The sequence below is a fragment of the Listeria welshimeri serovar 6b str. SLCC5334 genome (assembly GCF_000060285.1).
GTDB lineage: Bacteria > Bacillota > Bacilli > Lactobacillales > Listeriaceae > Listeria > Listeria welshimeri.
Genome location: NC_008555.1, coordinates 2,211,849 through 2,225,171 on the forward strand (window position 1 = coordinate 2,211,849; position 13,323 = coordinate 2,225,171).

Genomic DNA, 13,323 nt, shown 5'->3' on the forward strand with positions numbered 1-13,323 from the left:
ACTTCCTCCTTAATTAAAATAAACTGGTTGACCCGTTTTGGATGATTCATAGATAGCTTCTAAAATTTGTGTTACAACAAGTGCTTGTTCTGGTTTTACTACGGGATCTGTATCATTTATAATCGCTTCTAACCATTGTTCCGCTTCGATTAAAGCAGGGTCATCTCCTGTACCGTCATAAAAATCAACGCCACCTGCTTCTAATTGGATTTTCTTTTCAAACATTTGGCTGTGTGCTTCGCCGTTAATCCGTAAGCCGTCTTCCATATCCGCGCCACCTTCTGTTCCGGATAGAGAAGTTCTCGCTTCGCCAACATCTAAAGTATTAAGCGCCCAACTAGCTTCTAAAACAATCGTTGCGCCGTTTTCCATTGTGATAAAACCAAATGCAGAATCTTCTACAGTAAATTTATTTGGATCCCACGAGCCCCAAGCATTTGCAGCATTTTCTTTCTTAGCAAGTTTATGATAGCTGTTTCCTACTACATATTTTGGTTTATAGTTATCCATCATCCAAAGCGTTAAATCAAGTGCATGTGTACCAATATCAATAAGTGGTCCACCGCCTTGAGCTTCTTCGTCTAGAAATACTCCCCAAGTTGGAACTGCCCGGCGACGAATCGCTTTTGCTTTGGCATAATAGATATCACCTAATTCGCCATTTTCGCATACTTGGTGCAAGTAATCAGAGTCTTTACGGAATCTATTTTGATAACCAATCGTTAGTTTCCTTCCAGTTCGTTCGGAAGCTTCAATCATACTTTTTGCTTCTGCTGTTGTTTTTGCCATTGGTTTTTCGCACATCACGTGTTTACCTGCTTCCATTGCTGCAATAGAAATCTCAGCATGCGAAATATTTGGTGTACAAACATGAATGACATCGATGGATTTGTCTTGAAGTAATTCCATATAGTTTGTGTATACGCTTGCATTTTCCGCACCAAATTCTTTTGCTGCTGCTTCTGCTTTTTCTAAAACGATATCGCAAAAAGCAACCATTTCTGCTTTTTCAGCTTTGAATAAACTTGGCATATGCTTACCGTTTGCAATGCCTCCACAACCAATAATTCCAACTTTCAATGTCATAATAAAAAACCTCCAATAGTTTTGATAGTTACATCATACAAAACTACTAGAGGTAATTCTTCCTATTTTATTGCTTAATTATTCCCGTATATTGTCTTCCGATATTTAAGCGGCGCCACACCCATTGCTCTTTTAAACGCATGATGGAATGTTTTAACACTACTAAATCCGGCTAGTTCAGCCACTTCCGTCACAGGAAATGCTTCATTTAATAACATCCATTTCGCTTTATTCAATCGATAATCATTTAAAAAGGTCACAAAAGTCATGCCTGTATTTCTTTTGAAAAACTTTGTAAAATAATACGTACTAAAACCAGTATAATTCGCTACTTGTTGTAAACTAACTGGCTCTTGATAATGTTTTTCAACATAGGAAAATATCTGATCTAATTTATGCAATGTTTCTTGGGATTTCAACACTGCTTCTTCGGAAATGACACTATCTGGTTGCGTTTTTATTTGCGGAATTTCGCGGTAAATCAGGCCTATAATTGCCAGTAAATCTCCTTTAATAATATAGTGCCTTCCTGATTTTTCATCACTTGATTCAGCATGAATATTCATAATTAACGATTGCATTCTTGAAACTGTCTCATCTGGCCATTCTCTACTTAAATGCGCCATTTCTGTAAGCATTTCGCGTAATGTTTGTGTGTGACCATCCATTTGCATCTCTTCTTGAAATAAACTTAGGTCAAATTGAATCACAATTCGCTCACTACTTGGGGAAGCCAAAAAATAGTGTACATCCCCACCATTAATGATTTGGATTTCGCCTTCTTTTAATTGAATTGGCATATCATTTATCCCTAGATTTAAACTACCTTTTAGTGCATAAATAATTTCAATTTCCTTATGCCAATGTGGATAAACAAGTACTTCTCCTTCATTTACAAAGGAACGAAATGGAAAGGCTTTATTTAATTCTGGAATTTCCAAGTATTCACTCATAGTGGAACTCCTTTTTTTCTTTCATTTTAGCATAAAAAAGAAGACAGCCGTTAGACTATCTTCCTTATTTTATAAAATTAACGATTCATATGGAATTTCATTGAACAATTTTTCAGCATTTAAAACAACTGGTATCTTTGTATTAAGCAGATAACCTTCTTTTTTTAGTTCACTAAGCGTTAAGCTAAGATATTCTCTTGTGATTCCCATAAATTTAGATAAAAAAGTGGTCGATAATTCTTGTGGAATTTGGATATTATTTCCATTCGAAATACCATATTCGTAACCAATCGCAGCAATAACATGTTTTACACGCTCTTTTACTTTGAGTGTATTTAGCAAACAGCGTCGTTGAAGAACCATGATTTCTCTTTTGGATTGATACAGCATAAATTCTTCAATGCTAATGTGCTTTTCTATCATGAAAATAAAAAAATCTCTATCGACAGCAGTAATGACACTAGAGCTTGGTGACAATAATTTAGCTCCAATATTTCGTTTTAAATCCGAGGACATAAAAGAAGAAAAATTGCATACATCCCCATGCTTTAATAACTGATCATATCCTATATAGTCATCTATCTGTGTTCCTTTCATAACGATACCTTTTTCAACAAAATAGATACCTGTTACAAAGTCAACGTCAAACAGTTCATTTTTAGAAAGCTTAATACTCATACTGTGTTTTGCGAAATCCCCAGACTTTTTACAAAAATGAAGGGGAGATGCCATAATTTCGTGCTGTGGTTTTTCTATTGTGTTCATTATAATTCCTCCTCTAAAGTATAATATCATAAAATGAAAATGCCTTAGAGAGCGCATAAATCAAATAAACTAACATTATAGCTAAAAAAGAGGTGTTTTTTTACTATTTTAGTATGAAATATAACTTTTTACGAAAGAAAATTTGTAAATAAGTACTTTTTGTGACAATTTTCTTTGCTTTTTTTTGACGTTTATTTTAACTTTTACACCTTTTACAACCATAAACCCAATATATATTAAGTTTTTGTTATTTTAGAGTAAGTCGATTTTTTTTATGACCCATGGTTTATGACTATCATCCAAAATCCCTTCTTTTCGCAGTTTCAAAACGATAATATTCGTGTATTCGCGAGTAGTATTTGCATATTGAGCCAAAATCGAATTATTTATTTCATCGGGCAAGATATATTCTTTTTCTTTTGTAACGCGTCCCATATAAAGCCCAATATCTTTCAAACAGGCTCTAATACGTAATTCTTTTTTCATAAAAGTCCGTTTGCTCGCTTTAAAATAAATTTTTCTCGTATAAAGTAAGTTTGATAACAGGTATTTTGCTTTTTGACCAGAATTATCCAAAACACGTTCGACAAAATCCGGATCGAGCACCCAACAATGCACTTCTGTTAAACTACGCAAAAAAGCATCTTCTGGCTCTTCTTTAATAATAGGTATTAAATTGATGGCCACCTCATTACCAATAAAAGTAATGATCCCTGAATCACCAAAGTCATTTTGAAGACAATAAGCGAAATAACCACTTTCGACTAAGTAAATTTTGAAACCGCTCGAATCATTCATTTTAATTTCTTGACCTTTAGGAAGGACTTCTTGGTAACAATAATCATAAAAATCATATTCTTTTTTTAATAACTGTAGCAATGATTTTGTCGTTGTTTCTCTGAAAATCTCTTCATCTGATTGCATTTTTCTATCATCCTCTCCTTTTAAAGATAAAAAAAACTGCAGAAAAAGTTTCTTCTGCAAGTTCTCTATTAGTTGAAATATGGATTAGTTTTTTTCTCATGGCCTATCGTTGTTACATCACCGTGTCCTGAGTACGCAGGGAGTTCGTCTGGAAGGACAAATAACTCTGTTTTAATACTATTAATCAATGTGTCAAAATCACCTGTATAAAGGTCTGTACGCCCTATACTACCTCTGAACAACGCGTCCCCAACCACTACAAATTCATCAAAAATAAAACTAACACTGCCAATCGAATGACCTGGCGTTGGCACGACTTTAAAAATAAAACCTTCTATATTATAATCACCTAAAGTGAACTCATATTCAGCAGGTTCGGCAATAATTGCTTTTCCCGAGACATGTGCCGATAGGTTTAAATCAGGATTTGAAAGCCATTCTTGTTCAAGCGGACTGACATATACGGGAATATGATAAGTTGTCCGAATCTCTTCTAAAGCACCAATATGATCATAATGGCAGTGTGTTAATAAAATTGCTACCGGCTTCACATCTAATTTTGTGATTTCAGCTTTGATTTTACTAGCTTCGTCACCCGGATCAACAATCAGCGCTAAATTATCTTGATAAATAATATAACAATTTTCTTGGATTATTCCTGTTATAATTCGTTTGATTTTTGCCATTTTATTTCCGCCTTTCTTCACAATCATCATTATACCGAAAAAGAAGCTATACTGCCATTAATATTCCTTGTTTGTATTCACTTCCGAGATATACTACAATGAAGAAAGAAGTTTAAAAGGAGGAATAAAAATGACTACAAAAATGTTACATACATGTATTCGCGTAAAAAACCTAACAGAATCCATTGCTTTTTATGAAAAAGCATTAGGACTAAAAGAGGTTCGTCGTAAAGACTTTCCAGATTTTGAGTTTACTCTAGTTTATATGGCGTTTGAAGAAGGCGGCTTTGAATTAGAACTTACTTATAATTATGACCAAAAAGAAGCTTACGATTTAGGAAATGGTTATGGTCATTTAGCTGTTGGGGTTCCTGATGTCCGCTCCCTTCTAAAAGAACACCAAGAAGCTGGCTATACAGTAACAGATTTAAAAGGACTTCCGGGTGAAGATCCATTCTATTATTTCCTTACAGATCCAGATGGTTATAAAACAGAAATCATTCAAGATGGCGCTTTATAATTAGAAATAGAACTGGAGACTTTTAATGATAAAATATTTCATTATTATTTTAATCGCACTAGCAATTAATGGGATTAGTTTTCTATTTCATAATGATATAGCTAATCTTATCGCTGTTATTATTACAGCTGTCTTACTCGTTTATTTAATGGTAGACTTGACCAAAATGTATCGCCGCAAATAAAAAAAACCAGCAAAATCTAATTGATTGAACCGACCCCCGAAAGTTAGACCAAAAATCTAACTTTTGGAGGTCGGTATTTTTATGGCAAAATATAGTTCTGAATTGAAGTTAAAGATAGTGCAAGAATATCTTGGCAAGAAAGGTGGTTATACCTATCTAGCGAAAAAACATGGTATTAAAACGGTGCAGCAAGTTCAGAAATGGGTGAACGCTTATCAACAATTCGGTATGGAAGGACTTTTACGAAAGCAGAAAAATACACATTATTCTTTTCAAGCGAAGTTAAATGCGATAGAGTTATATCAAACAAGGGAGCTATCCTATCGTGAAATTGCTAACCAAATTGGTCTCAATAATCCTGCATTAATCGCTAGTTGGATGAAAAAATTTCGGGAAGACGGGGTAGATGGGCTCTCCAAAACGAAAGGACGACCACCAAAAATGGATGCTAAAAAAAGAAAGAAATCTGTACAGGATAACCTCACTCAGCTTGAAAAGCTAGAGAAAGAGAATCGCATGTTAAAAATAGAGCTCTCTTATTTAAAGGAGTTGAGGAGGCTGCGTTTAGAGGACGAACGCAAAATGAGCGAATTGCACGAGTCATTCACAGCCTCCGAAGACGCTTCCGATTAACTGAAATCTTAGAAACCCTTCGGTTTCCTAAATCTACCTATATGTATTGGCAAAAGCATTTGAATAGAGAAAATCCGACAGAAGAAGTAGAGAATGAATTAAAAGCTATTCGTCAAGCACATCCTAATTATGGCTATAGACGAATGACACAAGAACTGAAACGTCGCGGCTTCCAAATAAATAAAAAGAAAGTGCAACGCTTAATTCAAAAATTGAGATTACAAGTCCAATCATTCACCCGTAAATCTCGAAAGTATAACTCCTATAGAGGAAATGTAGGGAAAACGGCTAAAAATCTCGTAAAAAGACACTTTTATACTGCTATACCTCATCAAAAGATAACCACAGATACGACAGAGTTTAAATATGTTGAAACAGATTCATCTGGTATACTTCGGCAGAAGAAAATGTATCTAAATCCATTTATGGATTTGTATAACAGCGAAATTATTAGCTATACTATCTCTGAACGCCCTACTGCTCAAGCAATTATGACTGGCCTGGAAGAGTCCATAAAGCAAACGAGTGACTGTCCTTACCGCCGAACTTTTCATTCAGATCAAGGTTGGGCTTATCAAATGACTGCTTATAGTTCCGCCTTAAAAAAACATCGTATTTTTCAAAGTATGTCTCGAAAAGGAAATTGTTTAGATAATTCTCCCATGGAGAATTTCTTCGGTCTTCTCAAGCAAGAAATATATTATGGCAAGATTTATTCTAATTACCATGAGCTGAAGCAAGCTATTAAAAATTATATTCACTATTATAATCAATATCGTATGAAAGAAAAACTTCATTGGCAAAGCCCTATTGAATTTCGAAAAAATCAATTATTAATAGCACAAAAATAGAGTGGAAAAAATCCACTCTACAAATTGTCCAACTTTTGGGGGTCACTACAGATTCTGCTGGTTTTTTTCTATTATTGAATGACTAAATTGCTTGCAACTTGCTTGGACTCTTTCATAAGGTTTTCAATAATATCACTTGTGGAACGAATTTCCGTTAACATTCCACAAATTTGGCCGGCCATAACGGAGCCATTTTCAACGTCTCCTTCATGAACTGCTTTTCTAAGAGAACCGAGTGTTAATTCTTCTAACTTATCTCTTGAAGCATTCTCGTTTTCTAACTCAACATATTTTTTAATCATTGGGTTTTTAATGCTTCTAACCGGGGCACCATTTCGACGTCCAGTGACAGTTGTACTTGTATCCGTCGCATCAAGGACTGCTTGTTTAAAACTTGCTGGAACAGGACATTCCTCGGCAACAAGGAAAAGTGTACCAATCTGGACACCACTTGCGCCTAACGCATAAACAGCTGCCATGCCGTGACCATCTGCAATTCCTCCCGCTGCAATAACAGGAATATTTACTGCCGATACAACTTGACGCACTAAAGCCATTGTGGTTGTTTCTCCAACATGTCCACCAGCTTCCGTACCTTCTGCAACGACTGCATCCACACCGATTTCTTCCATTTTTTGAGCGATTTTCACAGAAGGTATAACTGCAATTACTTTGATGCCTGCTGCTTTAAATTTTTCCATAAATGGTTTTGGAGTCCCTGCGCCAGTTGTGACTACACGTACATCTTCCTCAATAATAACGTCTACAAGTTCTGGACAATTAGGCATCATTAGCATGATATTGACAGCGAACGGTTTCGTTGTTTTTTCTTTACAGAGACGGATTTGTTCTCTTAGAGTATCTGCGGACATTCCACCCGAGGCGATAATACCAAGACCTCCTGCATTTGATACAGCAGAAGCTAATTCATATGTGGCAATTTGTGCCATTGCTCCTTGTAAAATTGGATATTTAATTTGTAGCATTTCAGTTAAATTCATTTTCTTTTCTCCTCTCTAATTTTATGCTAATTCTTTGGATGGTTGTTTTTTCTCACGTAATTTATAAACAATATTGATACAAAGACCTACAGCCGCAAGAGCGATTGCTATATAAAAAGCTTGTGTAAAGTCGCCACCATTTTGACCTGCGATTTGCGCGGCCATTTTTGGTGCAAAAAAAGCTGCTGTGGAATAGCCAATGAACACAATTCCATAGTTGACGCCTTGATTTTTCGGACCATAATTCTCCATGACAATCGATGGAAAAACACCCATTGTCCCACCAAAACAAAGCCCAAGTCCAATGATTCCGATAACAAATCCCACAACAGATTGAAGTGTTGCAAGCGCTAATAGAGATATGGCGATAACTGTATAAATAATCATTAATGTATTGGATCTTCCTAAACGGTCAGATACAGCCCCCCAAACTACACGCCCTAAACAGTTGCTTAGCGAGTAAATACTAACATAAGCAGCAGCCGATGCAGCTGTTAAACCGAACATATTTTGACCAATTAATGAAGCATTAGAAGCAATCATTAGACCTGAAAACGCACCAATACCTAACATCAAAAGAATCAGATAAAAAGTTACTGTGCGAACCATTCCAGTCCAAGGTACATTTACCATTCCCGCTGCATTTCCTGCTGGCGGTGTCCACCCTTTTGGCGTATAACCAGCTGGTGCAACGCGAATAAGGAAACTACATCCAATGACAACTGCGATATAAACAGCTCCCATAATTTTAAATGCCGTCATTACGTTATACGTTTCAATTAAATGATTCGCAATAGGTGCTGCAATAATAGTCGCTCCACCCATTCCCGCTGTAATAAGTCCAGAAGCAAGACCACGTTTATCTGGAAAAAGACGAATCGTGTTACTAAGACATCCTGAGTATGCAAATCCTTGACCAAGACCAGCTAGAACACCATAAGATAAATAAAGCATGGTAGTAGAAGTAGCAAAACCAGTTAATGCAAAACCAAGCCCAAACAATATTCCACCAATTAAAATCGCCCATTTGGCTTTCCCTTTATCCGTTAAAATCCCGCCTAAAATAGTTGGAATTGGTCCAATTGCTGCATTAATTGTAAATGCCATCATCACTTGCGGAATAGTCCAACCATGAGCCGCGCTAAGTGGTCCTGCAAATACACTAAACGCATATACCGCGCCTGTACAAAGCAACACCCCGACAGAACCAATCAAGACTCCCCAACGATTTATTTCTTTTGTCATATTGTTACTCCCTTTCTTGTTTGTTTTTCAATAATCGTTTTTAAACCGCCCCATTTTTCGCTAAAAATACCACTATCCATTACTTTCAAATCACTCGCAATAATTGGTTCAAATTCCATTTGACCAAGCACATCTTTTTCTAAATCGATACCTGGCGCAATTTCCGTTAGAATCATTTTGCCATTTTCTAAACGAAATACGGCGCGTTCTGTGACATATAGAATAATTTGGTCAGTAGTCGAAGCATATTCACCGCTGAATGTGATTTGTTGAACTTGTTTGATAAACTTTTTAGCTTTTCCTTCTTGTAAAATCTCTAATTTCCCATCAGCTACACGCGTTTTTAAACCACCTGCTGTAAAAGTTCCAGCAAAGATTAATTTTTTCGCAGATTGGGAAATATTAATAAAACCACCACAACCAGCAACTCTGGAACCAAACTTGCTGACATTCACATTACCAGATTCGTCTGTTTGCGCCAGCCCAAGCACCGATAAATCAAGTCCACCACCATCATAAAAATCAAACTGTGAGTGATGATCAACAATCGCTTCACTATTATAGGCATGGCCAAAATCTGCTAAACCTGCTGGTACTCCGCCAACAGAACCCGCTTCGGTTGTTAGAATTAGTTGGTCACTTACACCTTCCTCTGCTGCAACTGTAGATACGTTCACCGGAATTCCCACGCCTAAATTTAAAATAGTTTGTGGTTCTAGTTCTGCTGCTGACCGACGAGCGATTACTTTACGATCATCTAATTCAAGAGGTTCAATATCACCAAGCGGCACTTGAATATGACCTGAAAATGCTGGGTTATATTGTGTGTTTTCCGTTTGGAAATGATTTTCCGGCTCCGAAATAATGATATGATCCACTAAAATCCCGGGAACACGAACATCTTTCGGATTAAGCGATCCTTTTTTGGCAACAGACTCTACTTGAGCAATAACAATTCCACCTGAATTTCGAACTGCTTGTGCAATTGGTAAGACTTCCATATGTAAGCCTTCTTTTTCTAATGTTAAATTACCAAATTCATCCGCAACCGTTCCACGAATAAGCGCAACTTGAATCGGAAAACTTGGGTAAAATAACCACTCTTCGCCATGAATCGTTAATAATTCTACTAAATCATCCTTGGAACTTGCAGACATTTTGGCACCTTCAATTCGCGGATCAACAAAAGTCCCCATACCAATTTTGGTAATAACACCAGGACGCTTAGCTGCAATTTCACGATAAAGCTGTGTAATAATACCTTGAGGCAAATTGTATGCTTCACATTTATCTTCCTCAATTAAGGTTGCCATTTTAGGAGAGGCAATAGCAATTCCTCCAATCCAACGTTTAATTAAACCTTCATGTCCCCAGTGGCTCATACCTTTTTCCCTACGATCACCAAGGGCACTAGCATGCATGACCGTCAAATTACGCGGAGCTCCTTCTTCTAAAAAACGCTTTTCAACCGCGATAGCCATTTCTTCGTTGACACAAGCTAATCCGAAACCGCTCAAAGCAACAGTATCCCCATCCTTTATTAATTTCGCTGCTTCACTTGCTTTTATTACTTTTGACAAATTCCTCACTCCTTCTTGTTCAATAATTCACATATATTTGTAATGATACGCACTTACTTATAAAGCAATTTCCGTGCCAACATAGGAAATGGCTGTTTAACAGCGTTTCTAAAATCCCTTCTTTTTTATTGTCGCAAAAAGGCGACACTTCCCTCTATGCTTTTCACTAATTTTGTCGTAAAAATACAACAAAAAAAACCTAATCAATAATTACTGATTAGGTTCTCTAATGAATTGCTTTTAGTTTTCGATATAAAACAGAACGATGAATTCCAAGCGTATTTGCTGCTTTCGTTACGTTTCCATCACTTTCCTCTAGCACGCGAAGTATAAAGTGTTTTTCCACATCCTGTAAATAATCTTTCAAGTAAAGTGATTCTTTTTTTGTTTGTTCTTTAAAATGTAAATCAAGCGCAAAATCGTCTGTTTCTGTGATTTTTACTTCCTTATTTCCAGACATAACAACCAATCGTTCAATCTGGTTTCTAAGTTCACGGACGTTTCCAGGCCAGTTATATGAAAGTAACTCTTTTGTCTTATCGCCACTTAACTGGAAATTTTTTTGATACTTCTGATTAAATTTTTGAATAAATTGGCGTGCTAATCCAATAATATCTTGTGGGCGTTCTCTTAGTGCAGGAATATGGACCGGCACCACATTAATTCGATAATATAAATCACGCCTAAATGTTCCTTTTTCGACCATTTCACCAAGATTCCGATTCGTTGCAGAAATAAGCCGAAAATGGCGCTTTGTTTCAGTTGTTGAGCCTAACCTTCTTACTTCACCAGTTTCAAGAACTCGAAGCATTTTTGCTTGTAACTCTAGTGGCATTTCAGAAATTTCGTCTAGAAACAATGTGCCACCATCAGCCAGTTCAAGCATTCCCGGTTTTTCAATATCTGCACCAGTAAAAGAGCCTTTTTCATGACCAAAAAGTTCTGATTCGAATAATGCTTTTGGAATTGCCGCACAGTTAATCGAAATGAATGGACCAGCAGCTTGTTCGCTTTTTTCATGAATATAACGGGATAATACTTCCTTACCAGTACCAGATTCACCATATAATAAAACTTTACTATCAAATGGAGCAATTTGGTTGCAGACCCGAACAATTTGCTTCATTGCTACACTTTCTGCTACTACAACAGTGCCTTCATTTTCTTTATAATCTTCCAGAAGAAGTGATTCGCTATTACCTGATATTGCTTCTCCGCGCCATGTTTTAAAGCTATCTGGTTGTGTTTCGTCAGACATGGTAACTACTAAATGTACCGTACCATCCGGATACAAAATTGGTGTTGAGGTAGAACGAATACTAAAACCCTTCTTCGTATTAATTACTTTTGTTTTCTTTTGTTTTGTCCGAATTGCTTCAAGCGTAACAGAATCATTATAAACTCCGTCTTCAACTAAGTCCCTCACATTACAACGAAGTAATTCTTCCAGGGACATTCCGACTGTCAGTGCAGTAAACTTATTAGAAATTAAAATATTTCCATCTGCATCTGTAACAAAAAGTGTTGTCGGCATATCTTTGTTTAATTCGCCAAATGACTGTACTCCCAGCAAGTTATCCATTAAGTCAAACATTAATAGCTCATCCTTTTGGACTAGTTCCCTAGTTATTTGCTCATCATTACACAATCTATTATAACATAAGAAACCCTCTAGAAGTACTCGTTTTTTTGCGACAAATCAGATTCTGTCTGCTACACAAACACGATTTCTACCAGTTAATTTTGCTTTATATAATGCTTCGTCCGCCGCTTTAAATAATCCTTCACTTGTACTCGCTCCATCTGTACAACTACTAACTCCAATTGAAATAGTTATCTTTACAGTTTGGCCGTCCGGAATTCGAAAATCATACTCTTCTGTTTCTTTTCTAATTTTTTCAGCAAAATAATTCCCTTCATCTATGAAACAATCAAGTAAAACGATAGAAAACTCTTCACCACCATTTCTAAATGCTTCCGAACCATCTGCTGTATTTCCTTTTAAAATAATGGCAAGTTGTTTTAAAATGGCATCTCCAGCATCATGACCATATGTATCATTGATATTTTTAAAATAATCAATATCTATTAACATTAAAGTGACCTGTCTACTTCCATCATCCATCACATGATTTATTTTTTCATCAAATTGCCTTACGTTAGATAATTTTGTTAAATAGTCTAGTGTAGAATCTTGTTCATACTTTTGAAATAGCTGCTTGGATTTAATCATGTTACTCATCAAGCCAGCTGAAATAGCGCCAATTACAAGTGCAATGGACACAAACATAAACATATTAAACCAATAGTTTGGCTCGCTTGCTAGAATTAAATGTAAATTAATAACTACTAACCCACTTGCGATGATATTTAAAACGAAAACGCCCCAAATTTTGTATTTCTCTAAGCGTTTACTAAGAACCGCTGTTATGATACCGATAAGCAACATTACGACTGCAGCCATCACTGCTGCATTACTCACAGAAAGCAAAAATCGTGAGGCTACAATAATAATAGCTGAAACAATTGCCGGAATTGGTCCGCCGTAAAATCCCACCATAATAATTGGAATATGCCTTAAATCTACAATCACATTATTAGAGATTGGAATCCCAAAAAGCATTAGTGCAAAACCAAGGAGCCCTGCCCACACACCTATTCCTATTTTTCGATTAGTTGATAATTCTTTTGTAATTGGTTCTTTATAAACTAAAGAAATAATATAAAAACCTGCAAGTAATAATGCTGCATTACTTACCAATTGTTCTACCAAAAAGCACCCCGCCTTTCACTATGTTACTCAATACCCGCTTGTGCTCACAAATATTCATTCTTTTTATAAGTGAGGACATAAAATTATTACGGTTCAAAGAAATTTATCCTTCTATTTTCTCA

At 36.2% G+C, this 13,323-nt stretch carries 12 protein-coding genes and 1 pseudogene; 3 read left to right on the forward strand and 10 right to left on the reverse strand.

The window, feature by feature from the left end; all coding sequences use genetic code 11:
• Positions 1-9: 9 nt before the first annotated feature.
• The 5 genes from LWE_RS11095 to LWE_RS11115 all read right to left on the reverse strand — a co-directional run bounded on the left by LWE_RS11095 (position 10) and on the right by LWE_RS11115 (position 4,414).
• Positions 10-1,086 carry a Gfo/Idh/MocA family protein gene (locus LWE_RS11095; RefSeq protein ID WP_011702935.1) on the reverse strand — a complete coding sequence of 359 codons (1,077 nt, stop codon included), beginning with the start codon at positions 1,084-1,086 and terminating at the stop codon, positions 10-12.
• A gap of 74 nt (positions 1,087-1,160) precedes the next feature.
• On the reverse strand, positions 1,161-2,039 hold the full coding sequence (gene gadR / locus LWE_RS11100) for an acid resistance transcriptional regulator GadR (RefSeq protein WP_011702936.1): 879 nt from the start codon (positions 2,037-2,039) through the stop codon (positions 1,161-1,163).
• A 69-nt stretch (positions 2,040-2,108) separates the two neighbouring features.
• Positions 2,109-2,804 carry a Crp/Fnr family transcriptional regulator gene (locus tag LWE_RS11105; RefSeq protein WP_011702937.1) on the reverse strand — a complete coding sequence of 232 codons (696 nt, stop codon included), beginning with the start codon at positions 2,802-2,804 and terminating at the stop codon, positions 2,109-2,111.
• Between the two features lie 252 nt (positions 2,805-3,056).
• On the reverse strand, positions 3,057-3,728 hold the full coding sequence (locus LWE_RS11110; protein ID WP_011702938.1) for a cyclic nucleotide-binding domain-containing protein: 672 nt from the start codon (positions 3,726-3,728) through the stop codon (positions 3,057-3,059).
• 68 nt (positions 3,729-3,796) lie between these two features.
• Positions 3,797-4,414, reverse strand: coding sequence for an MBL fold metallo-hydrolase (locus LWE_RS11115; RefSeq protein ID WP_011702939.1), 618 nt, complete (start codon positions 4,412-4,414; stop codon positions 3,797-3,799).
• Positions 4,415-4,544: 130 nt separating this feature from the next.
• Here LWE_RS11115 and gloA point away from each other — a divergent pair, with 130 nt between their 5' ends.
• From gloA to LWE_RS14480, 3 genes and pseudogenes are all read left to right on the forward strand, one after another.
• Entirely contained in the window at positions 4,545-4,934 is a 390-nt protein-coding gene (gene gloA, locus LWE_RS11120; protein ID WP_011702940.1) for a lactoylglutathione lyase, read from the forward strand.
• 25 nt (positions 4,935-4,959) lie between these two features.
• Entirely contained in the window at positions 4,960-5,118 is a 159-nt protein-coding gene (locus LWE_RS11125; RefSeq protein WP_011702941.1) for a hypothetical protein, read from the forward strand.
• Positions 5,119-5,199: 81 nt separating this feature from the next.
• Positions 5,200-6,602: pseudogene (locus tag LWE_RS14480) on the forward strand (IS3 family transposase).
• 71 nt (positions 6,603-6,673) lie between these two features.
• Here the strand turns inward: LWE_RS14480 and LWE_RS11140 are convergent.
• The 5 genes from LWE_RS11140 to LWE_RS11160 all read right to left on the reverse strand — a co-directional run bounded on the left by LWE_RS11140 (position 6,674) and on the right by LWE_RS11160 (position 13,201).
• The gene (locus LWE_RS11140; RefSeq protein ID WP_011702942.1) at positions 6,674-7,603 is read right to left on the reverse strand and encodes a DUF561 domain-containing protein; all 930 of its coding nucleotides are present in this window, start codon (positions 7,601-7,603) and stop codon (positions 6,674-6,676) included.
• A 21-nt stretch (positions 7,604-7,624) separates the two neighbouring features.
• The gene (locus tag LWE_RS11145; RefSeq protein ID WP_011702943.1) at positions 7,625-8,848 is read right to left on the reverse strand and encodes an L-lactate MFS transporter; all 1,224 of its coding nucleotides are present in this window, start codon (positions 8,846-8,848) and stop codon (positions 7,625-7,627) included.
• Positions 8,845-10,428 (reverse strand): acyl CoA:acetate/3-ketoacid CoA transferase, encoded by a 1,584-nt coding sequence (locus LWE_RS11150; RefSeq protein WP_011702944.1) that lies wholly within the window; start codon positions 10,426-10,428, stop codon positions 8,845-8,847. The genes LWE_RS11145 and LWE_RS11150 overlap by 4 nt, the downstream gene beginning before the upstream one ends.
• A gap of 226 nt (positions 10,429-10,654) precedes the next feature.
• The gene (locus tag LWE_RS11155) at positions 10,655-12,022 is read right to left on the reverse strand and encodes a sigma-54 interaction domain-containing protein (protein WP_011702945.1); all 1,368 of its coding nucleotides are present in this window, start codon (positions 12,020-12,022) and stop codon (positions 10,655-10,657) included.
• 105 nt (positions 12,023-12,127) lie between these two features.
• Positions 12,128-13,201 carry a diguanylate cyclase gene (locus LWE_RS11160; protein ID WP_011702946.1) on the reverse strand — a complete coding sequence of 358 codons (1,074 nt, stop codon included), beginning with the start codon at positions 13,199-13,201 and terminating at the stop codon, positions 12,128-12,130.
• Positions 13,202-13,323 lie beyond the last annotated feature (122 nt).

Excerpts from the sequence above, each read along its gene's own strand:
- LWE_RS11095 (WP_011702935.1), bottom strand. The coding sequence starts at position 1,086 with ATGACATTGAAAGTTGGAATTATTGGTTGTGGAGGCATTGCAAACGGT.
- gadR (WP_011702936.1), bottom strand. The coding sequence starts at position 2,039 with ATGAGTGAATACTTGGAAATTCCAGAATTAAATAAAGCCTTTCCATTT.
- LWE_RS11105 (WP_011702937.1), bottom strand. The coding sequence starts at position 2,804 with ATGAACACAATAGAAAAACCACAGCACGAAATTATGGCATCTCCCCTT.
- LWE_RS11110 (WP_011702938.1), bottom strand. The coding sequence starts at position 3,728 with ATGCAATCAGATGAAGAGATTTTCAGAGAAACAACGACAAAATCATTG.
- LWE_RS11115 (WP_011702939.1), bottom strand. The coding sequence starts at position 4,414 with ATGGCAAAAATCAAACGAATTATAACAGGAATAATCCAAGAAAATTGT.
- gloA (WP_011702940.1), top strand. The coding sequence starts at position 4,545 with ATGACTACAAAAATGTTACATACATGTATTCGCGTAAAAAACCTAACA.
- LWE_RS11125 (WP_011702941.1), top strand. The coding sequence starts at position 4,960 with ATGATAAAATATTTCATTATTATTTTAATCGCACTAGCAATTAATGGG.
- LWE_RS11140 (WP_011702942.1), bottom strand. The coding sequence starts at position 7,603 with ATGAATTTAACTGAAATGCTACAAATTAAATATCCAATTTTACAAGGA.
- LWE_RS11145 (WP_011702943.1), bottom strand. The coding sequence starts at position 8,848 with ATGACAAAAGAAATAAATCGTTGGGGAGTCTTGATTGGTTCTGTCGGG.
- LWE_RS11155 (WP_011702945.1), bottom strand. The coding sequence starts at position 12,022 with ATGTTTGACTTAATGGATAACTTGCTGGGAGTACAGTCATTTGGCGAA.